Here is a 20,281-nt window from a genome sequence, read left to right on the forward strand (position 1 = left end):
TACTATAATAAATCCAAGGAAATCGGACCAACCAGAAGCTAATTAAAATACCAACCAGATTTTATATAGGAGCGTATATATGTTCAAACCCAAATACAAAAAAATCGTCGATGATATCATTTCAAAAATAAATAATGAGACATTTAAACGTGGTATGAAATTGCCATCGCAACGAGAAATGGCAAACTACTACGATGTAAACCGTTCAACTATTATACAAGCTTTAGATATTCTTCAAAGTTATGGTGTTATAGAAGGAAAAGAAAGAAGTGGACTTTATCTTTCAGACAACAAGTGGAACACTTACATAAATAACAATACAAATTGGCAAAAATATATTAGTAATAGTAGTTCAAAAAACAATCAATACTTTATACAAATGATTAACAAATTAGAGTTTGAATCTAATTTAACTCGCTTAAGCACTGGAGAACTTAGTCCAGATTTAATTCCAAATGAAAAATTCAAAGCAATTCTTTCTACAAGCGAAAAAGACTTACTTAATACAAACTATGAGCACCCACAAGGTAGTTTAAAATTAAGACAAGCGATATCAAACCATGTAAAAAAATCAGGCATAATATGTAATGAGGAGAATATTTGTATCACTTCCGGTGCTTTGCAAGGCCTGAAGTTAATTGCTGATGGCTTACTCGTCCCACAATCGAAAATCATTATAGAAACGCCATCATACATTAATTCTATACGTACTTGGCATAATATTAGAGCTGATATTAAACATATACCTATTTTTGAAATAAAAAGAAATATTAATAATATTTTTAATGCAACATCGAGCATACAATAATAGTATTTTTTATTGTATTCCTACATTACATAATCCAACCACGCATTCATATACAATAGACGAAAAACAAAAATTAATCATTCAATGTAAAAAAGCTGGAATACCAATTGTAGAAGATGATGTATATGGCGATTTATATTTTGGTGATGAACGTCCACTTCCATTAAAGTCTTTTGAGGATAATGATAATATATTATATCTCAATAGTTTGTCGAAAACTGTGAGTCCTGGCCTGAGAATTGGTTGGATTATAGGAAAACCTTCAGTAGTACAACATTTAGCCGACTTAAAAATGCAAAATGATTATGGAGCAAGTTCACTTTCACAATTCGTTGCTACTGAATGGCTCAATACACCTTCTTATCATGAAAGACATTTAATCAAATTGAAGCACGCACTTTTAAAGAAAAGAGATGTGTTTTTACATTCATTGAACACGCACTTAATTGCTTTAGGCACTTGGAAAACACCAAAAGGTTCCTTTTATATATGGTTTAAATTAAATGTACCTATTGATATGAAAATATTGTTTGACGAAGCTATAAAACACAAAATTTTAATCAATCCCGGAGAAATATATGATACAAAATCCAAAGATTATATACGCTTTTCTTATTCATATATAGATGTTAACGATATAGATAAAGCATTAAAATCATTAAGTGAATTGATTCAATTTCAAACACCCACTGCTTTAAATTAAGTAATATTAAAAAAAGAAAATCTCATCACTAGGTTCAAAACTAATGATGAGATTTATTATTTTAAAAAAGTTGATGTATACCCTGAATTCATGTATATTCACAATTTTTCTCATTGAATCCACTAACATATTCAGATAAACTGCTTACTTCACATCGTATTAAACACCTTATCTTAAGCCTTCATCACCTAACATAGCTAAGTTTTTATAATATCTTACATGTCTATGAAGTGGATGATGTTTACTTAATTCTGGATGTTCAAAATAATCATAAATTTCCATCCCTATTTTTTCCATCACTTTGAGTGAAGGTTCATTACTTTCCGCAGTAAAAGCATATACCTCATTTAAACCTTGTTCCTTCGCATACTTCAATACCGCTTCTGCACCTTCAGTAGCTAAGCCATTGCCCCAAACTTCTGGAATGAGTCGCCAACCAATTTCATAAAATGGTAACTCTTCAAATGGAAATTCACTCTCTTCTGTCACATAATTCAAACCTATAAAACCTAACCACCCATTGGTTTCTTTAAGTTCTACAGCAAATAAACCAATGCCATCATCTAATATCATTTCATTCATTTTATTCATATCGTGTTCTGAACGTTGATAACTTAATAAACTCGGGAAATATCTACGAACTTGTTGATTCGCATTCATTTGTTGGAATGATAATAAGTCTTCCTCTTGCCAGTCTCGTAACCTTAAACGTTCAGTTTCAATATAAACTGTCATATGTTACACCTCTATACTGGAAATATAATTTTCTATACAAAAGTAACGCGTTATGAATCTTTTCATATCGCGCTACCATAATATTATTTATAATTTGATTATGCTCTTGTAATATAGCTAATTAATTCAAGATTAACAGCTACTTCTTTTAAGCGATTACGTTCACTTTTGGGTGCAGTAAATGTTGCATCAATAAAATCATTTTTATGGTTTAATTTATAAGTAGCAACAAACGTATCTGTATCAGATTCAAAGTTAGGTAAATGCGCAATCACGCGTTTGATTTCACCTGTTGAATCTTTTATTTCTCTACCTGTAATACTTTCTAATTCTCTACCTAATTCAGGTAAAGTAATTGAACGACCTTCTAATAAATTAAAATCTTGTTCATGCATAATGCTTACCCCTCTTTCTATATAGACGACTTATTAATCTACTTCATTCTTACATTTGTCCTATGAAGTGAATATTACTGAATAATAATCGACCTATATTCCAAAATTCATATTTTAAAAATTTATTTTGTATGTTTTATATTAATCTTTATTATGTTTAATGATACCCATTATACCAATTACTAAAACCATAATACAATGATTTCCTAGGAAATAAAGAAATATCATCTAAAATAGCATTAAATGTGATTTCTATATGTTATACAAATAATATTTTATTTTTCCGGAAATTCGTTCGTCAATTTTGTAACAAAGCCAATCATTTTTACTATAGATTACACATAAGAATAGTAATGAATAACGCCTTAAAATCGTATGCTTTATGTTTCAGCATTGATTTCTTTCTCTAAATTTTTCGACTGGTCTTGTAGTTTATCTTGTTCTTTTTCCAGTTTTTCTTTTTCTTTTTTCAAATCTTTATTCTTCTTCTCTAATTTATCAATATCTTTTTCTAAAGAAGCTTTTTCATCATCTTTCCCACAAGCGGTTAATGCAATCGTCGATGCTAATATGAGTGCTAAACACTTTTTCATATAAATACTCCTTTTTCATGCTATTATAATAAATTAATTTTATCATTTTTCTGTATTATCTTCATTATTTACCCTTAAATTTTTAGTCATTATGACTTTACTAACATGATAATCCATATTTAGATTTAATTGTTGCATCTGAATATTGTGGTTGGCCACTGTGCTTTCAATTTTTTGAGCGCCTTGTGCTCTTGCCCATGCTTCGACTTCATTTTTAAAACGCGTAGCAATCCCCTGTTTACGAAATGCTTCATTAACATGAAGCATTTCTATGATCACTTTATTATAATCATTTAAATAGCGTGCCCAAATAAAACCTATAAGTTGTTCTTTCTGTGTTTCAAGCCATACTATATCTGTATTATATTTCAATCCATGATTTATCATTTCTTCACGTAGTACAACAGATAAACGACTTTTCCGATAATCTTCATTTTGTTTTGCAAGCTCACTTTCATGTATGTCTGCGATTTTAGTAATATATTGTTTTTGTTTAAGTGTAAGTTTCTCCATATTTTCTCCTTTAAAAAGTAATGTTGATTTATAATGTTATATTCGTCATAATAATCCTTATCATTACATTCTATAAAAAGGACTGCGAAATTCAAATGAAATCTACTGACAAATTAATGCGAGAAAATAATGTAAAAGCTTTACGATTAAATAATACAGATAGAGATGCATTCGAAAATTACATGACATACGTCCGAGCGGATTTAAGTGTTAACCCTCACGATTCTGAAAAAATGTTAAATCGTATTTTAAATCAATTATTAGAAGCTGAAAAAGAAGGCATACTCGCCATGGATTTCTTTGAACATGATCCTAAGTCACATGCCAAAAAGGAACTCAAAAAATTACCAAACGAAACAGTTTTAAATATTTTCAAATACATTATTCAGCATATTTTCTTGTTATTTGGGATATTTTGTTTTCTTAAAGGATTTATTGGCTTTTTCATTGGTGCGAAACGATTATATTTATATTCATTTCCTCTTGTCGTGTTAGTGGGCATTTTTATCATTTTTCTATTTATATGGATGATATTCCGAACTGTGCAAATGCAATGTTTTACAAAGTCTCATTGGACATGGATATTAACGTATATCGTCATTTTATTACTATTATATGCAATATTTTATGTATTTTTCATTCCTCAATCATTTTTAGCATTTGGGCCTTATATATTAATTAGTAATTGGTCTTTTATTATAATCTCATTTGTCGTTATACCTATCGCTTTATTTATTGATCATCATTATACAAATAAAGATGCGAATACATCTTTATAATTTTGTTCTTTGAATAACAGCGGCTATTTCGTTATAATGCCTAGACTTTTAATAAAGTACTGTACTTACTACCACCTGATTTTCTACGTGCACCTAGCGTCCACCTTCAAAAGCGACATATTTTAAATAGAAAAGCACTAATCTATTATAAACTAATAGATTAGTGCTTTTCATTTGAGAATGAGATATTTATGTCCCAGTTCTCTTATTCATATTGTTACGTGATATGCGTTGCTATTAAGGCGCCATGCCTTCTTTTCTCTCCACAGCGATACTAATAAACAAGAATACCAGACCGATTGCAGTTAAGATTGGTGCAATTAAACTTAATGATGCTATCGGTAAATTCGTCACGACAACGCCACCAATAAAGGCACCTAGCGCATTACCTAAATTAAATGCAGATTGGTTTAATGTACTTGCAAGCGTAGGCGCATCTTTAGAAATAATCGTACTTTTAAATTGTAATGATGGACTCATACTAAAGCCGATTAAACCAAAGAAGAATATGCCTGCTACCATAAAGAAACCATTCATTTGTATAAAGTATAATAATAGGAAGTAAACGATAAAGATAGAAAAAATAATTTGTAATGCTTTATTTAAATTCCAATCCGCAAGTTTACCACCTACGACGTTACCTAATGTCACACCTACTCCAAAAATAATTAACAGATAAGAGATCAAGTTTTCTTGTACATTTGATACATCAGTCAATACTGTAGAAATATAAGTGAAGTATGCAAACACACTACTGAAACCAAATAATGTCACTGCTAATGTTAACCATAAACGTTTTTCTTTTAAAATTTGTAATTCTTTTTTCATTGATGATTTTATCGTGTCACGTTGCATAGGCACAAAAATAATAATACCTATAAGTGCTAATGTCCCTATAATAGAAATAATGATAAACGTCATCGGCCACCCAAAGTTTTGACCTATTAATGTCCCGAATGGTACACCTAAAATATTACTTAAACTTAATCCCATAAACATTAGTGCCATCGCACTTGCACGTTTCTCTGGCCGCACCATATTCGCAGCTAAAATAGAACCTATACCAAAGAATGAACCATGAGCCAACGATGTAATAATACGACTCGTCATCATAAAGCCATAACTCGTACTAAATGAAGCAGCAAAATTCCCTAATATAAAAATACCCATTAATGCGAGTAATAAATATTTTCTATTCCATTTAATCGTTAACATAACTATGATAGGCCCACCGATTGCAACACCTAATGCATAGCCAGTTATAAGTTGTCCTGCCTGACTTACAGTTACGTCAAAATCTCGTGCAATATTAGGTAATAACCCCATAATTACAAATTCTGTCATACCTATTGCAAACGCACCGATTGCAAGCATCCATATAGCAATTGGATATTTCATTTTGACTCCCTTCAAAACTCTTATTTTTTCACACATTTTGTGATTATACTAAAATTCAGTTGCCAAAAACAAGGGTATTGCTTGATTTCTTTCCATTTTTATAAATAATTCGCTTACATTTAATTTTAGCTGTATCCATTTAATAAATTGCATTACATCATCATACTACTAAGAACACAAAAAAAGTCAGCAATCATCAAATGAAAGTTAAAAGCGCTTAGAACACTTAATTACCCTTCTTATGACAATAGCTAACTCGCTAATTTTAATTAATTAGTAATGCGTCAATAAAGAACCACACGACCATGATAAACATGATAATCCCTTGCGCAACAGCACTCGCTAAAAATGCTACGATGGATCCAAAACTTGCTTTTAAAGCCTTTGAAAAGTTAGGTTCTTGTATCATTTCAACAACGAGTACCGCAATAAATGGAATAATAATAATTCCAAATGGTGGAAATACAAAGCAACCTACGATTACACCAATAAGTGCCGCATACTCGCTGAGCTTAGAACCACCAAATTTATTCACAAAATATTTATTCATGACGAAATCTGCTACCAGAATAAACACAGTGAATAAAATCATTGATACATAGAATATCCATGATAAATTACCATTATGAAATGCGAATTGATAAATTAAAAACCCTACCCATAATACAAGCACTGATGGAATAATAGGTTTAATTAAACCTACAAATGCTAAGACGAATGATGCGATAATTAATAGCCATAAAATTACTGTCATTTTTATCTACTCCATACTTTCTTCTGTGAATTTTTGATCTTTCGTAAAGTATATTAATATCATACCTAAAAAGATAGCTGTCGCTGATACAAAGAATACATTACCTAAACCTACCCAGTGACTCATAATTCCACCTAATAAGTTCCCACATAACTGACCTATCACCATCGCGTTAGCAAAAAGTGTAGATGCATATCCTGGAAAATCCGGTAAAATATCTTGGAAATAACTGATGCCTAAACCAAGTAATATTGCTAAGAAAATAGCTAAAAATACTTGTCCCACAAACATCATCACTAGACTTTCAAATACGCCAATACTAAAGTAAAATAGCCCACCAAATAGTCCACCTAACATCAGTAAAACACGTGTCGTGAGCTTAGCTGATAAAATACCTAACACGACCATAAATGGAACTTCTAAACCGGCACATAGACTGGCTAACCCGCCTACATATCCTTCAGCTTCATTCAAATATTTAGTGACAAACAACGGCATATTCAATGTATACATCCATTGGCCAATATGTAATAAAATAAAGGCTAAAAATGGAACTAATAATGCCTTGTCATGTAACATGTTAGGGGCTTTCGCCTCAACTTGATTCACATCAGTTGTTGTTTGTTTAGTTTTGATATCTTTAAAAAAGAATACCTGTAACATCAGTGTAAATAAAATAATGGTAACAGTTCCAGTAAATAACCCTGCATAACCATTTACACCTAATAATAAAGCGCCGATTAACGGACCAAACAGGAATCCAAATGAAAACATGGAACGCAATACGGCATTCGCAAACTTCGCTCTATCTCTTGAAGCAGAAACATTGATAGACTCTCTAGCTGAAGCGTACATTTGAGGCATTGCAGGCGCGAAAAATCCTTGAAAAACAGCATACATAACAATAAATATCCATATTTCATGAATATAGAAGTAAATAGAAAAACTGACAGCACCCATTAACAGTGCTGTAATAATTATGACTTTCCTATTTATATTGTGTGTATCAGAAAAGCGTGCAACAATCGTGTTCATTATAAATTGACTGATTGCTGCTAATGCTAATAGCAGACCATATTGTGTAGAAGTCATACCCAAATCATTGGTCGCAAATAAAATAAGATAAGGTACAGTGATTGAGATTCCCATACCTAAAAGCATCATATTGACTACAAATAGTTTGTAATTCTTAATATGTAATAAAGCACTAAACATATAACAAACCTCTATTCTAATAAATTAGGTGTCAATTCTTGTATATTACTTAAATACGCAATGTATCAATGCTTATGTATTAGCTCTCATTGATGTTATTCAACATATTCCATCATTAAATTGATAAATGATTCTACTTGAGGCAATTGTAACATGCTAGAATCGTAACTTAAAAATGTAGAACGAATCAATGGTTTTTCATCTATATTTACACGTCTAAATTCAAACTGATCACGGTCTAGATGCTTCATCATGATTTCAGGTAAAATTGTTACACCGACACCATTCAACAACATTTCTTTACATGTAGCCACTTGATCAACAGTAATCATAGCATGATAATCTTGACCAATTTGACTCCCATACCATTCTTTAATTTGGTTAATATAAATGGGATCTGCTTGAAATTCAATAAATGGCATTTTATCAACATCCTCATATCGATTTTTAGGATTAATAAAATAATGCTCATCATTAAATAAGTGTGTGTTACTTAAGTTCATAATTTTATTCCCACGTATAATCATCACATGGTAATCTCTATGGTTTGCTTTAATTTGTTCACTCGAACCTACTTGAACTTGAATTTCTACATTAGGAAATTGGCGTGTAAATAAGTTTAATACTTGCGGTAATAAAGTTTGTCCTATTAATGAAGAACAACCGATTGAAATCGTACCATTGACTTCACCAATGTGCGCTTGCATTTTATCTAAAAACAAACGCTCTTTATTTAGCATATCTCTTGCATGCTCTATAATCATCGAACCTTCTGTTGTGGTAATCAATTGTTTCTTAGTACGTATAAAAACATTTACACCAAAAGCATTTTCAATTGATTTTAAACGTTGTGTTACTGCAGGTTGTGAAATATATAATATTTCTGCTGCTTTCCTTAGTGTTCTTGTTTCATCTAAAGTGGTTAACAAGCGATAATCGTCAATCTTCATATTATCCCCCTATATTTTAAAAAGCACTTTTAATCACTTCATTTATTGATTGTTATTCATTTTCTCAAAACATTTCATAGTATCATTTCAATCTTTAAATGATGTCTGTTCTTTATTCTTTATCATCTAGCAGTGTCACTATAACATGATTCACATCATACTCATACACCGATTCACCATGCATAGATCATCCAATTATATAAGTGCATATAAGCTTAATGTTCTGGCTCTGAGTCGCGATGCGTTGGATAATTTTGGTTGTAATTGTGACTTTGCTGATTGTGGTTTTCATTTTTAATATGCTTGTTTGGATGTTTATGATCGTGTGGCTTGTGTGGTTTATGTTTATATGGTTTATGTTTATGCTCATTATGTTTGGTTTTACCATGTAATGGGTGGTTGTGGTTTTTTGATTTTTGTTTAATCTTGTAATAACAATACATAATTTTATCTTTCATAGTTGAAAAATCAGCTTCAATTTTTATCATTAATTGATGCGCAATAATATAAGCTTCGTGATATTGTTTTTTAGTAATTTGTCCTTGGTCTAAAGCACGTTGTAAATCATCTTCATCTACAAGTTCATATTCCCCATTTGGCAATACAAGTACATCTAAACATAAATCTATTGTACGTGCATTTCCTTTTTGTGTAACATTCTTAATATTTATATCAAAGTAATATTCTAATGGGTTGCCCTTGTCATCTAGCATCACTGTAATGCTATATCGTTTTTTTTCGGGCAAGATTTGTAGCCATTGATAGTTATCATCCGCAACAATAATATTTTGACCCACCACTGTGACCTCTAATGGTTCTCGTACTTTTTTCATCGTCACCAAACCAATAATACCCTTGAACTTGTTGTTGTTTACTTTGACTTCTGTATACTCTTTGTCAATGATACGACGCCAGTGACGCTTATCAATATATTTTACTTTCACTGTCACCAACTCCTTGTCATTATTATATAAAACTGTTTACTTTATGTCATCTTATGGATTATACTGAACGTCTTCCAATTTTGTATCACGAATTTAATTATTATTATTGTACTATATTTCATAGTGTAAAAGCGAAATTGACAATTATAATAAAGTTTGATAGATTTTATCTATATTTTTCTGAAAATTCTATAAATAAAGGAGCTAGTAACATGGCAGTCATTCAAAGACCTTTTAGAGCCGATCATGTCGGTAGTTTATTAAGACCACAACGCCTAAAAGATGCACGTAAAGATTATCAAAATGAAGTCATCGATGCACAAGCATTACGAGATATCGAGGACGAAGAAATTGAGCACATCATAGAGAAACAACTAGAAGTAGGTTTACATAGCATCACTGATGGCGAATTCCGCAGAAGCTGGTGGCATTTCGATTTCTTAGAAAATTTAGGTGGCGTCAAAGGCTATACATCTGATCGTGGTTTAGCATTTGAAGGTGTTGAGACAAGAAATCATAATGTTAAAGTTGAAAGTAAAGTCGCTTTTAACCCAAATCATCCACATTTTGAACACTTTAAATTTTTATATGACAAAGTTAACGGACGTGCAACAGCAAAAGTATCTATCCCAAGTCCAAACCAATTGTTCCATCCAAATATATTAAATGAAGACATTTATCCAGATATCGAAGCTTATGCACATGATGTGGCTCAGGCTTACCGTGAAAGTTTACTCAAATTTTATGAATTAGGCGCGCGTTACATTCAATTAGATGATGTTTATTGGGCTAACCTAACTTCTGGTTCTCAGAAAACACGTGGACGTGATCGTACTGAAGCAGACAAAGAAGCAGCACGTCAACTTGCATATCGTGTTGTAAATGAAGCAGTCCAAGATTTACCAGAAGACCTACTTATTACTACACATATTTGTCGTGGTAATTATCAATCTACTTGGGCAATTTCAGGTGGTTACGAGCCAGTCGCACCTTATTTATTCAAAGAAAATTTAGGTGGTTTTTTCTTAGAATATGATGATGATCGTTCTGGTGATTTTGAGCCATTACGCTTCTTCCCTAAAGAAAATTCAGCAGCTGTATTAGGTCTTTTCACTTCAAAAACTGGTGACTTAGAAGATAAATCTGCCATCCTAGCACGTATTAAAGAAGCACAACAATATGTTGATTTAGATCAAATTTGTTTGAGTCCACAATGTGGCTTTGCTTCAACAGAAGAAGGCAATAAATTGACTGAAGATGAGCAATGGAACAAACTAGCTTACGTTGTAGAAATTGCAAATGAAGTCTTTGGAACAGCAAAATAAACTTACTTCACTAACCAGTACGAAGTATTAATATTAAAAATGAGAGGCCTATCAGATTCTAAAAATCTGATAGGCCTTTATTCATATACAGATGTTTTAAATTAGAAATTAACTAATTTCGAGCTATATCACTTTCGGATAAGGCATAACGTTCATGAACATCTTTTAAACTTGGAAATTGATTATTTAACCATTCTTTACTAAGTAGTTCAAAATGTTCAAATTCAAATGCAGGTTGGCACATGCAACCAACAAGTGCATAACCATTTTGACCTTCAATCGAAGACGCAAAAATCGTCCCTTTTGGAACCACGTATTGTAGAACATCACCTGTTTCAAGGTCTTTACCAATTGTCACACTTTGATAATGTCCATCCGGATCAATCATATGCACTGTTAGAGAATCCCCAGCGTGATAATACCATATTTCATCTGCATCAATACGATGAAAATGCGATATATTGTCATGTGTTAACAAGAAATAAATACTTGAATATGCTGCTCTTTCATTTAGATAATTTGAATTAGCTTTGATAACCTCTTTATAATAGCCACCTTCTGGATGTGGCTGTAAATCTAATTGGTTAAGCCAATACTGAATATTTCCATCCATATTACTTCAAATCCACATTATGGAAAACATTTTGAACGTCTTCTAAATCTTCTAAAGCATCAACTAAGGTTTCAAACGCTTCTTGATCTTCTTCAGATAATTCTATATCTGATTGTGGCAACATCTCAAATTCAGCGACCTTAAATTCTTCAACACCTGTTTCACGTAGAGCATCTTGAACTTGAGCAAATTGATCTGGCTCAGCGTAAATAATAGTTAACCCATTTTCTTCAATAATGTCTCTCACATCGATATCTTTTTCCATCAATGCCTCTAAGGTATCATCTGCTGATTTGCCTTCAATACCAAACACAGCCGTATGATCAAACATATACGCAACTGACCCAGAAACACCCATATTACCGCCATTTTTACCAAAAGCTGCACGTACATCAGAAGCAGTTCTATTCACATTTTCTGTTAATGCGTCTACGATAATCATTGACCCATTTGGTCCAAAGCCTTCATATCTTAATTCATCGTAGTTTTCTTCACTTGCGCCCTTAGCTTTTTCTATCGCTCGATCAATAATATGATTCGGTACAGAATAAGTCTTAGCTCTTTCTAAAGTTAATCTTAGCGCCTGGTTTGATTCCGGATCTGGTTCACCTGATTTAGCCGCTACATAAATTTCTTTACCGAATTTAGCGTAAATTCGACTTGTATTTTTGTCCTTTTGAGCTTTTTTCTCTTTAATATTATTCCACTTACGTCCCATACTTTCATCACACTTTCTCGAAAAATATTTTTATTAACATGATATATTATACAATAATTTAGCTCTATTACATAGAACTACGTATATAAATGACAAATAACCACACCTTATATATTACATAATAAATAAGACTAGTCATACGCAACAGAATTTCATGTGTATCACTAGTCTTTTAAATCATCTCAAAATATGAATCAATAAAGGACATCTCATTACTTGATCCACATTTTTTATTCAGTATATGATTCAATTTCATCTAATAATGCCTTGTAATGTGCTGCGTTTTTTTCGTTCATTAATAAGTATACTTTACGTTCATCTTCTGTTGAACGTATCTTACTTACTCTATCTTGATCAATCAAACGACGAATGGAAGCAAGCACTTTAGTTCTACTCAAATCCAATTCCGCAGTAGCAATTTTTAAAAATGGCTGCATCAACATATGCTTTTCACTACAATTTTGCTGAATGAGTTCTAAAACTGCTACATCATTGATTGTCAGTTTATATTTTTGTTCTATGTAATGCGTTAAACTTTTATATTCTTTATAAACATTTAAAAATTGCGCCTTTTTCTCTTCATTCATTGCTATCACACCTCCAATTGAAATTATGATGAATGTATCTAACACCTTGCGAAGTAACACTGTTTTATTTTTGTATTTTTTTATTTGAATCAATATACTTTTATCTTTACGTAATTTTGAATAAAATAATTAAATTTGTCAACACTTTTTTATTAATTTAACTAAATTATAATAAACACTAATTAGGTCACTTTTTTAAAATCGTCTCATCACTAAATATTCGCTGAATGTAAAAATACACCCTTAAAGTTAAATACTAAAATCAACTTTAAGGGTGTACTCATGTTAATTACTTAATTATCAAAAAGCAAATACTTTATCGATAGTTGCTTCTTTATTTTCTAAATTTATTCGCTAGTCTTAAAACATATTTTATAATGTGTAATAAATTGATGAATAAATTAAAGCCCATTTCTCTTGGTGAGTATTGCCCCCGTTTCATACGATTAAAATCGTATAATGTGTAAAGAAGGAACAATAATAGACCTACCACAGTAATAATCGTATGGAACAATGAATTTTGAATAAACATACCAATCAAACTTGCAACAATTAGCGCTATTAATGTTACAAATAAATATTTACCCATACTTGCGGCATTACCAATTACAAAAAAGCCTATAATGCCGAACACCATAAATCCTGCAATGGCAAGAATTACATTTTTATAGAATACTTCAGGTCCTAAATTTTGCATATATGTCGTAAATGTTGCGAATGATAGCAATCCTACTACAATTGCATATATGTGAGAAATGACTAAACCATATTTACGCGCTCTGTTAAAAATAACAGTGATAAGAACTAAACCAAGTAATACGAATGATAAAGGTCTTCTCCATTCCAATGGCAAGTATTGTCCGAAGTAACAACCAATGCCAAAAATAATCCAGTAATAGACAAAAAAGAGCCATACTTTTCCATAAGCATGAGACTTAGATTTATCTTTAGACTGTTGTTTATGCTTATTTATATGTTGTGCCGTTTCAGCCAATTGATTCACTCCTTAACTATAAAATAATATTTAAATACTTGAATATTATAATAACATCAATAACCTTCAATAAACGTAATACTTTAACTTTCACTATTTCAAACCATACCAAACATAATTCTTATAATTTTCCAAGTGTATTGAGCTAATCCTATCTATTTCTAACTACAAGCAACTTAATTGTTACAAATACGAAAAAACTAAATACCATTCTCTCTTTATAAAGTCTTATAAATCGCATAATAAGCGTCTTGAGGGACTTAACCCTTTTTGCACTCAAATATTAATAATATTACATCTTTATAACAACACACACAAAACATCTGATTTTTGATAGTATGGAACGTGAATTCAGATTAAAGAAACTATCACATATATTTAATACATATCTGCTTTTAGGGTATATAGGAATTGAAGGAGGAGTTCTTTTGAAAAAGTTAGCATTTGCAGTAACAGCTGCTTCAGGCGCTGCAGCGGTTATTTCTAATCATGAAGCCGATGCATCAACACAACACACAGTGAAATCTGGTGAGTCACTTTGGACAATTTCACAACAATACGGTGTTTCAGTAGATGAAATCAAACAAAGTAATGATATCAATAACAATATTGTATTTCCGGGACAAGTTATTGAAATTGGTGGAAGTGGTTCACAAGAGCAAGGCTCAAGTTCAAACTCTTCTTCACAATCATCTGGCGGCTCAACGCATACTGTAGAATCTGGTGAGTCATTAAACACAATTGCAAACAATTATGGTGTTTCAGTAGATGAGCTTATATCAGCAAACAATTTGAGTGGATACATAATCTATCCGAATCAAACATTAACAATTCCAGGGGCAACTGGTGGTTCTGGCGGTTCTGGTGGTACAACAACACCAAACCAAAATACAGGTAGTTCATCAGCAAGTGATGCTAATCTATACGATTGGGGTCAATGTACATGGCACGTATTTAATCGTAGAGCTGAGACTGGTAAACCAATTAGCACATATTGGTGGAATGCTGATCATTGGGCAAACAATGCAGCAGCAGATGGTTATACTGTAAATAATACACCAAGCGTTGGCTCAATTATGCAAAATTACGAAGGCCCTATTGGTCACGTAGCTTATGTAGAACAAGTTAATCCAGATGGTAGTATTTTAATTTCAGAAATGAATTATAATACTGCACCAGGGACAGTAGATTATCGTACAATCCCAGCTTCACAAGCTTCAAGCTATAATTATATTCATTAATGTATGAATTTCATATTGAATAAAAAAGCAGTTAGACTTCTATTTAGAATGCTAACTGCTTTTTTATTTGAACTATTTTAAACAAGATCACATACAACATCACTCATAAGCTCACTCAGTCGTCTTATGAGCTTGTAAATAGCTTTTACTGCCTACTTACTAACATATCTTATTAAATGCTTATAACAAAGTCACTGATGTCTATAAATAAAAGACCGAGGCTGGGACATAAAATACATGCTCAGCCTCGGTCTTATTTTGAGAATAGACAATCACGCCCAAACTCTTTTATACTTCAAACGCTAATCACGCTATAACATACCTAATTATAGGAAGATATTCATAACGAAATAAACAAGGGCAGCAACAATTGCAGAAATCGGCATTGTGATAACCCATGTAACAATCATACGTTGCGCAGTATTCCATTTCACGCCTTTAATACGATTAGATGAGCCTACACCTAGAATAGATGAAGAAACAACATGCGTCGTTGATAACGGAAAATGTAATGAAGATGCTACAAAGATTGTTAAAGCTGATGATAAATCTGCCGCAGCACCATTAGCCGGACGAATTTTCATTATATTACCACCAACTGTTTTAATGATTTTCCAACCACCAACAGCTGTTCCTAACCCCATAGCAGTGGCACAGGCAATTTTAACCCACAATTGTGGTTCAACAGAACCACCTGGTTGTAAGTTAGCTACGATTAAAGCTAATGTAATAATACCCATTGATTTTTGAGCATCGTTGGTACCATGTGAAAATGATTGTAACGACGCTGTGAAAATTTGGAAGAATCTAAAGTTTCTATTTGATTTTGTTAAGTTTGCATTTTTAAATACGACTTTAACAATTGAATACATAATGAAACCTACACAAAAAGCAATTACTGGTGATATCAGTAATACAGCAATGATTTTTGTAAAACCTTCATAGTGTAATACGGCAAACGACCCTTGCGATGCGATAGCTGCACCTGCAATGGAACCAATTAACGCATGAGAAGATGAACTCGGTATACCATAAAACCAAGTAAGCAAGTTCCAAAAAATTGCTGCAATGATCGCTGATAACACCACAACAAGCCCATTTTCTAATTTAAATGGGTCTACAATATCTTTAGTTATTGTACCTGCAACTCCAGTAAAAGCTAATGCACCAATAAAGTTCATAACTGATGCTAATATAATAGCAGTTCTAGGCGTTAATGCACGGGTTGAAACAGCAGTAGCGACAGCATTGGCTGTATCATGAAAACCATTGATAAAGTCAAAGATAAGTGAAAAAATAACGATAGCTACTGTGATGATTAAAATATATTCCATTAGTTAGGACTCCTTAGCTATTTTTCATAATTATAGTTTCAAAGTTATTCGCTACAGCTTGACATTTATCTGCAATTTCTTCCATGCTTTCATAAATTTCTTTTATTTTAATAAGCGTTATTGGATCTGTTTCACTGTTAAAAATATGTTTGATTGATTGACGTAAAATGCCATCACAATTTGTTTCAAATTCTTTAATATTAATAGAATGAATACGCATATGCGATAATTTTTTATCAACAAGTAACCCAACAGCTAATTTCATTTCTGCAATAGCTTTTTGGATATTATCAACAAATTCAGCCATGTATTCATCTGTATATTCAATTGAATACATTTCAAACATCGCTGACGTTTCTTCTATTGCATCTAAAACATCATCAATTGCATTACATAATGAAAGGATATCCTCACGTTCAATTGGTGTGATGAAGGTTTGGTTTAAATCGGAAATCACTTGATGCATTAATTCGTCACCGTGTGATTCATATTTTTTAATATTGTCTGAATAAGCTTTCAGATCTAAGTGCGTATTAAAATCCATTTTCCCAAACTCAATTGCCGCTCGATCTAAGTTAAAGACCATTTCTTCAAGTTGCACCATGAACTTATCTTTTTTCTTGTTAAACATCCAAAAAATCCTCCATTTACAGCGACTGTTTCCAATCAGCTTCAATAAATTTAAAAAATCAAAACTCTTTTAAGACAAATTAAAATTGGCAAGATTAACAATTCACTCATCATCACTTAATGTGTCCTTACGTTCATGGAAATGAGTCTTTGCTTCTATACCGGTTAAAAAATCTCACAAATGTTGATTTGTCCTTATATGAAAATAGCACAAAATTTACAATTCCACAATTAAATTTACAATCTCTTAACATTTAAAATTTGTAGGAGCAAAAATTTTGTCCGAAATATATTTTTCTAAAATTTATTATAGTTCACATTTTAAATTTGCGAATTTCATAATTAAAAAGCAATGAAATCATAACAGATTTCATTGCTTTTCAGATAATCTTGCAACAAGTTCATTTTGATTAGGAAACATAAATGAAGCCTTGGTTCCAATTTGTTCTTCTGAAGTGATATCCACTCGGATTCCTAATTTGTCTTTAACGTTACCTACTAAATATAGACCAATGCCCGATGAAGTGGTCTCATTACGATAAGCAGTGGAAGTAAATCCTTTATCGTAAATTCTCGGCAAATCTTTCTTACTAATTCCTCTACCTTCATCTATAATTTCAAGTGTTACATGTTTATTAACTATATGAGCTTTAATGTGAATTGTACTATCTTCACTATATTTAATAGCATTAGATAAAATTTGTCTTATCATCATCCGACACCATTTTGTATCTGTATAGACATCATAGTCCGCTTCAAAATCAAGATCGTAATCAATGCCTTTAGATTGACTAATATACCTTGTGATTTGTATTTCTTCTATAATAAGACGTTTTAATGCTACATGTTCAAAATATAAATCATTATTTTGAAACTCTAATCTCGTTAAAAATAATTGTCTGTCTAACATTCCATTAATTCTCGACCACTCAAAAAGCAAGGCGTACTTTCGCTCTACATCTTGCTCTTTTTCGATCAGTAGCTTCATTGCTGTTACTGGTGTCTTAATATCATGCACGAAATCAGTTAATGACGCTTCAGTTGTTTGAATTTGTTTTTTCTGAGTTGTAACTAACATTTTCTGACTTGTAATTTGATTATACAAATAATTGACCATCTCTTGTTGAAATGGTGTATCAGCAAGAGATTTATGCTTTAGTTCTTCAGGCTCGATGTTATTGTACAAATGTTTGAAAAATTTTACTTCCTTTATATATGTATATAACAAAAAAATAACTGAGATCCCTAAATTCAAAATAATAATATAAAAAATACTACTTACACTGATATCGTAATCTAAATATGCAATAAATAGAAAAATGAAATGTAATAATATGAGCCAAAGTATCCAATTTAATCGTGAGCGTAGAAAGATAAATAACCATTGAATGTTAGCCATGCGCCATATACCCTTTGCCTATTTTAGTTTCAATCGCATCATTCATATCAATATCAGCTAACTTTTTTCTTAAACGATTCACATTAACAGTTAACGTGTTATCACTTACAAATGCTTCATCATCCCACAATGCTGTAATCAAAGTATCTCTAGTAACGATTTGATTTTGCTTTTTCACTAGCATTTCTAAGATAATCATTTCAGTCTTAGATAAATAGATTTGAGCATCACCTTTACTAATGCTATCTTTAGATAAATCTAAAGTCGTTTCCTGCCAAGACAGTACACGCTTCTCATCAATACTGAATTGATAGACGCGTCTATATATAGCTTGTAGTTTTGCAATAAGTACACTCGTATTAAATGGTTTTTGGACATAATCATCTGCGCCTAATTCCATACTCATAACTTGGTCCATTGGGTTATCCCGTGAAGATAAGAATAGAATAGGTGTATTGGAGACCTCTCTAATTTTTCGAGTCCAATAGAAACCATCATACTTAGGCAATTTAACATCCATAATTACAATTGCAGCATTCACTTCTTCAAATTTTGACATAACATCATTAAAATCACTGATGCCATGCACTTGAAAGTCCCATTGTTCTAATTCTTCACTCAGTTCTTTAAATAATGTCATATCATCTTCTACTAATAAAATGTCCACATGATCACCTTTTCAATTATTTAGTATATTTTATTTCTTCACCTGATTGTATACGACCATTGAAATGTTTTATACGACAATCTATTTCAAATCCTCTCATCATCAAATCTTGAAATGGCGATTGGAACAAGTAATACGCTGGCCAGATGAGTTTAGGAATATAATCATATAAATGGACGATTACAGTTTGTGTTCCTTCCAGCTTTCGGAATTCTAACTTTCCTTGTTTCGTTAGATTCGGTTTTACTATCGATCCACCTACTAAATTTAATGTAATCATATCGCTTTCTGTTATCGTTTTATGAAGTACAAGTATTGGATTGCGTTTATCTTTGATATAGACAACAAAATTATCGCCTTCATTATAAGTATGTAACATCGTTCCTTTAGTTTTATTTAACCAATCAAAATAATATTCCACCATTTGATTTAAGGTCCAGTTCATTGGCAATTGTACATTAAGTGCACTTCGTACATCATCATACTTTGAAACTTGTAACTCGACTGCAACATGAGGTCGTGAAACTTTTACTTCTGTTTTTTCGACAGGCGTTCCATACGCCGACAATCGCTCTATTGACTCATTATCAAAGCGACTCCCACTAATATAAATGATTTTTTTAATTCCTTTTTTAGCTGTCGCACGTCCAAAATTATCAGCAGCAATTAAATTCATATCTCTAGCTGTTGCTTTGGTCAGCTTTGCTGAATGCTTGGTTGGATCTAAATAATAGATGGCCATATCCATACCTTCCATTGACTCAAGGACATCATTATAATTATAAATATCTTTTTTTAACCATGTCACTTCTTGAAACTCATCTTCTTTAGGATATTTCGACATCGTAAAAAGCGTCGCCTCATCTTTAATAGATTGTATTAAGTTTTTCCCTATATAGCCTGTTACACCTGCTAATAAAATATTAGGTTTCATAGTTATACTTCCTTTATTTTAATTTGTCTCTATTTAAATATCTCCTAGTAAA

Annotated in this window: 21 protein-coding genes and 1 pseudogene; 4 read left to right on the forward strand and 18 right to left on the reverse strand. The window is 31.8% G+C overall.

What is annotated here, in order from left to right; all coding sequences use genetic code 11:
- Positions 1 to 79 precede the first annotated feature (79 nt).
- Positions 80 to 1,511, forward strand: a pseudogene (locus AAA453_RS12770) (PLP-dependent aminotransferase family protein).
- Between the two features lie 168 nt (positions 1,512 to 1,679).
- On the opposite strand, the gene AAA453_RS12775 reads toward AAA453_RS12770, so the two are convergent.
- From AAA453_RS12775 to AAA453_RS12790, 4 genes are all read right to left on the reverse strand, one after another.
- Positions 1,680 to 2,246 carry a GNAT family N-acetyltransferase gene (locus AAA453_RS12775; protein WP_427705296.1) on the reverse strand — a complete coding sequence of 189 codons (567 nt, stop codon included), beginning with the start codon at positions 2,244 to 2,246 and terminating at the stop codon, positions 1,680 to 1,682.
- A gap of 98 nt (positions 2,247 to 2,344) precedes the next feature.
- Entirely contained in the window at positions 2,345 to 2,641 is a 297-nt protein-coding gene (locus tag AAA453_RS12780; protein WP_069832662.1) for a hypothetical protein, read from the reverse strand.
- A 380-nt stretch (positions 2,642 to 3,021) separates the two neighbouring features.
- Positions 3,022 to 3,234 carry an SA0632 family lipoprotein gene (locus tag AAA453_RS12785; protein WP_069815252.1) on the reverse strand — a complete coding sequence of 71 codons (213 nt, stop codon included), beginning with the start codon at positions 3,232 to 3,234 and terminating at the stop codon, positions 3,022 to 3,024.
- 42 nt (positions 3,235 to 3,276) lie between these two features.
- Positions 3,277 to 3,747 (reverse strand): N-acetyltransferase family protein, encoded by a 471-nt coding sequence (locus AAA453_RS12790; RefSeq protein WP_427705299.1) that lies wholly within the window; start codon positions 3,745 to 3,747, stop codon positions 3,277 to 3,279.
- Between the two features lie 95 nt (positions 3,748 to 3,842).
- On the opposite strand from AAA453_RS12790, the gene AAA453_RS12795 reads away from it, so the two are divergent.
- Positions 3,843 to 4,526, forward strand: a complete 684-nt coding sequence (locus AAA453_RS12795) for a DUF1129 family protein (protein ID WP_069832660.1) — start codon at positions 3,843 to 3,845, stop codon at positions 4,524 to 4,526.
- A 237-nt stretch (positions 4,527 to 4,763) separates the two neighbouring features.
- Here the strand turns inward: AAA453_RS12795 and AAA453_RS12800 are convergent, their stop codons facing one another.
- From AAA453_RS12800 to AAA453_RS12820, 5 genes are all read right to left on the reverse strand, one after another.
- The gene (locus tag AAA453_RS12800; RefSeq protein WP_069832659.1) at positions 4,764 to 5,924 is read right to left on the reverse strand and encodes an MFS transporter; all 1,161 of its coding nucleotides are present in this window, start codon (positions 5,922 to 5,924) and stop codon (positions 4,764 to 4,766) included.
- Between the two features lie 265 nt (positions 5,925 to 6,189).
- Positions 6,190 to 6,678 carry a DUF456 domain-containing protein gene (locus AAA453_RS12805; RefSeq protein ID WP_069815247.1) on the reverse strand — a complete coding sequence of 163 codons (489 nt, stop codon included), beginning with the start codon at positions 6,676 to 6,678 and terminating at the stop codon, positions 6,190 to 6,192.
- Positions 6,679 to 6,684: 6 nt separating this feature from the next.
- Positions 6,685 to 7,893 carry a sugar efflux transporter gene (locus AAA453_RS12810; RefSeq protein WP_427705302.1) on the reverse strand — a complete coding sequence of 403 codons (1,209 nt, stop codon included), beginning with the start codon at positions 7,891 to 7,893 and terminating at the stop codon, positions 6,685 to 6,687.
- A gap of 95 nt (positions 7,894 to 7,988) precedes the next feature.
- Entirely contained in the window at positions 7,989 to 8,843 is an 855-nt protein-coding gene (locus AAA453_RS12815) for a LysR family transcriptional regulator (RefSeq protein ID WP_069815242.1), read from the reverse strand.
- 215 nt (positions 8,844 to 9,058) lie between these two features.
- Positions 9,059 to 9,787, reverse strand: coding sequence for a DUF402 domain-containing protein (locus AAA453_RS12820; RefSeq protein ID WP_427705304.1), 729 nt, complete (start codon positions 9,785 to 9,787; stop codon positions 9,059 to 9,061).
- Between the two features lie 212 nt (positions 9,788 to 9,999).
- On the opposite strand from AAA453_RS12820, the gene AAA453_RS12825 reads away from it, so the two are divergent.
- On the forward strand, positions 10,000 to 11,112 hold the full coding sequence (locus tag AAA453_RS12825) for a 5-methyltetrahydropteroyltriglutamate--homocysteine S-methyltransferase (protein WP_069815238.1): 1,113 nt from the start codon (positions 10,000 to 10,002) through the stop codon (positions 11,110 to 11,112).
- A gap of 112 nt (positions 11,113 to 11,224) precedes the next feature.
- On the opposite strand, the gene AAA453_RS12830 is transcribed toward AAA453_RS12825, so the two are convergent.
- From AAA453_RS12830 to AAA453_RS12845, 4 genes are all read right to left on the reverse strand, one after another.
- Entirely contained in the window at positions 11,225 to 11,725 is a 501-nt protein-coding gene (locus AAA453_RS12830; RefSeq protein ID WP_427705307.1) for a cupin domain-containing protein, read from the reverse strand.
- 1 nt (position 11,726) lies between these two features.
- Positions 11,727 to 12,443, reverse strand: a complete 717-nt coding sequence (locus AAA453_RS12835) for a YebC/PmpR family DNA-binding transcriptional regulator (RefSeq protein WP_069815234.1) — start codon at positions 12,441 to 12,443, stop codon at positions 11,727 to 11,729.
- 230 nt (positions 12,444 to 12,673) lie between these two features.
- The gene (locus AAA453_RS12840; protein WP_427705309.1) at positions 12,674 to 13,030 is read right to left on the reverse strand and encodes a transcriptional regulator, SarA/Rot family; all 357 of its coding nucleotides are present in this window, start codon (positions 13,028 to 13,030) and stop codon (positions 12,674 to 12,676) included.
- Between the two features lie 334 nt (positions 13,031 to 13,364).
- Positions 13,365 to 14,024, reverse strand: coding sequence for a Bax inhibitor-1/YccA family protein (locus AAA453_RS12845; RefSeq protein ID WP_069815232.1), 660 nt, complete (start codon positions 14,022 to 14,024; stop codon positions 13,365 to 13,367).
- Positions 14,025 to 14,452: 428 nt separating this feature from the next.
- Between AAA453_RS12845 and AAA453_RS12850 the strand changes: the two genes are divergently transcribed.
- Positions 14,453 to 15,265: a LysM peptidoglycan-binding domain-containing protein gene (locus AAA453_RS12850; protein ID WP_069815230.1), complete on the forward strand. Its 813-nt coding sequence runs from the start codon at positions 14,453 to 14,455 to the stop codon at positions 15,263 to 15,265.
- 326 nt (positions 15,266 to 15,591) lie between these two features.
- Here the strand turns inward: AAA453_RS12850 and AAA453_RS12855 are convergent, their stop codons facing one another.
- From AAA453_RS12855 to AAA453_RS12875, 5 genes are all read right to left on the reverse strand, one after another.
- The gene (locus AAA453_RS12855; protein ID WP_069815228.1) at positions 15,592 to 16,599 is read right to left on the reverse strand and encodes an inorganic phosphate transporter; all 1,008 of its coding nucleotides are present in this window, start codon (positions 16,597 to 16,599) and stop codon (positions 15,592 to 15,594) included.
- A 13-nt stretch (positions 16,600 to 16,612) separates the two neighbouring features.
- On the reverse strand, positions 16,613 to 17,230 hold the full coding sequence (locus AAA453_RS12860; protein WP_002508370.1) for a DUF47 domain-containing protein: 618 nt from the start codon (positions 17,228 to 17,230) through the stop codon (positions 16,613 to 16,615).
- A gap of 369 nt (positions 17,231 to 17,599) precedes the next feature.
- Complete coding sequence (locus AAA453_RS12865) at positions 17,600 to 18,628, reverse strand: sensor histidine kinase (RefSeq protein ID WP_427705312.1); 1,029 nt, start codon at positions 18,626 to 18,628, stop codon at positions 17,600 to 17,602.
- Positions 18,621 to 19,295 (reverse strand): response regulator transcription factor, encoded by a 675-nt coding sequence (locus AAA453_RS12870; protein ID WP_069815224.1) that lies wholly within the window; start codon positions 19,293 to 19,295, stop codon positions 18,621 to 18,623. Before AAA453_RS12870 ends, AAA453_RS12865 begins: the two co-directional genes overlap by 8 nt.
- 16 nt (positions 19,296 to 19,311) lie before the next feature.
- On the reverse strand, positions 19,312 to 20,229 hold the full coding sequence (locus AAA453_RS12875) for a 3-beta hydroxysteroid dehydrogenase (RefSeq protein WP_069815222.1): 918 nt from the start codon (positions 20,227 to 20,229) through the stop codon (positions 19,312 to 19,314).
- Positions 20,230 to 20,281: the final 52 nt, after the last annotated feature.

Origin of the sequence: Staphylococcus parequorum, assembly GCF_039237145.1 — a bacterium.
GTDB classification, from domain to species: domain Bacteria; phylum Bacillota; class Bacilli; order Staphylococcales; family Staphylococcaceae; genus Staphylococcus; species Staphylococcus equorum_A.

Excerpts from the sequence above, each read along its gene's own strand:
- AAA453_RS12775 (WP_427705296.1), bottom strand. The coding sequence starts at position 2,246 with ATGACAGTTTATATTGAAACTGAACGTTTAAGGTTACGAGACTGGCAA.
- AAA453_RS12780 (WP_069832662.1), bottom strand. The coding sequence starts at position 2,641 with ATGCATGAACAAGATTTTAATTTATTAGAAGGTCGTTCAATTACTTTA.
- AAA453_RS12785 (WP_069815252.1), bottom strand. The coding sequence starts at position 3,234 with ATGAAAAAGTGTTTAGCACTCATATTAGCATCGACGATTGCATTAACC.
- AAA453_RS12790 (WP_427705299.1), bottom strand. The coding sequence starts at position 3,747 with ATGGAGAAACTTACACTTAAACAAAAACAATATATTACTAAAATCGCA.
- AAA453_RS12795 (WP_069832660.1), top strand. The coding sequence starts at position 3,843 with ATGAAATCTACTGACAAATTAATGCGAGAAAATAATGTAAAAGCTTTA.
- AAA453_RS12800 (WP_069832659.1), bottom strand. The coding sequence starts at position 5,924 with ATGAAATATCCAATTGCTATATGGATGCTTGCAATCGGTGCGTTTGCA.
- AAA453_RS12805 (WP_069815247.1), bottom strand. The coding sequence starts at position 6,678 with ATGACAGTAATTTTATGGCTATTAATTATCGCATCATTCGTCTTAGCA.
- AAA453_RS12810 (WP_427705302.1), bottom strand. The coding sequence starts at position 7,893 with ATGTTTAGTGCTTTATTACATATTAAGAATTACAAACTATTTGTAGTC.
- AAA453_RS12815 (WP_069815242.1), bottom strand. The coding sequence starts at position 8,843 with ATGAAGATTGACGATTATCGCTTGTTAACCACTTTAGATGAAACAAGA.
- AAA453_RS12825 (WP_069815238.1), top strand. The coding sequence starts at position 10,000 with ATGGCAGTCATTCAAAGACCTTTTAGAGCCGATCATGTCGGTAGTTTA.
- AAA453_RS12830 (WP_427705307.1), bottom strand. The coding sequence starts at position 11,725 with ATGGATGGAAATATTCAGTATTGGCTTAACCAATTAGATTTACAGCCA.
- AAA453_RS12835 (WP_069815234.1), bottom strand. The coding sequence starts at position 12,443 with ATGGGACGTAAGTGGAATAATATTAAAGAGAAAAAAGCTCAAAAGGAC.
- AAA453_RS12840 (WP_427705309.1), bottom strand. The coding sequence starts at position 13,030 with ATGAATGAAGAGAAAAAGGCGCAATTTTTAAATGTTTATAAAGAATAT.
- AAA453_RS12855 (WP_069815228.1), bottom strand. The coding sequence starts at position 16,599 with ATGGAATATATTTTAATCATCACAGTAGCTATCGTTATTTTTTCACTT.
- AAA453_RS12860 (WP_002508370.1), bottom strand. The coding sequence starts at position 17,230 with ATGTTTAACAAGAAAAAAGATAAGTTCATGGTGCAACTTGAAGAAATG.
- AAA453_RS12865 (WP_427705312.1), bottom strand. The coding sequence starts at position 18,628 with ATGGCTAACATTCAATGGTTATTTATCTTTCTACGCTCACGATTAAAT.
- AAA453_RS12875 (WP_069815222.1), bottom strand. The coding sequence starts at position 20,229 with ATGAAACCTAATATTTTATTAGCAGGTGTAACAGGCTATATAGGGAAA.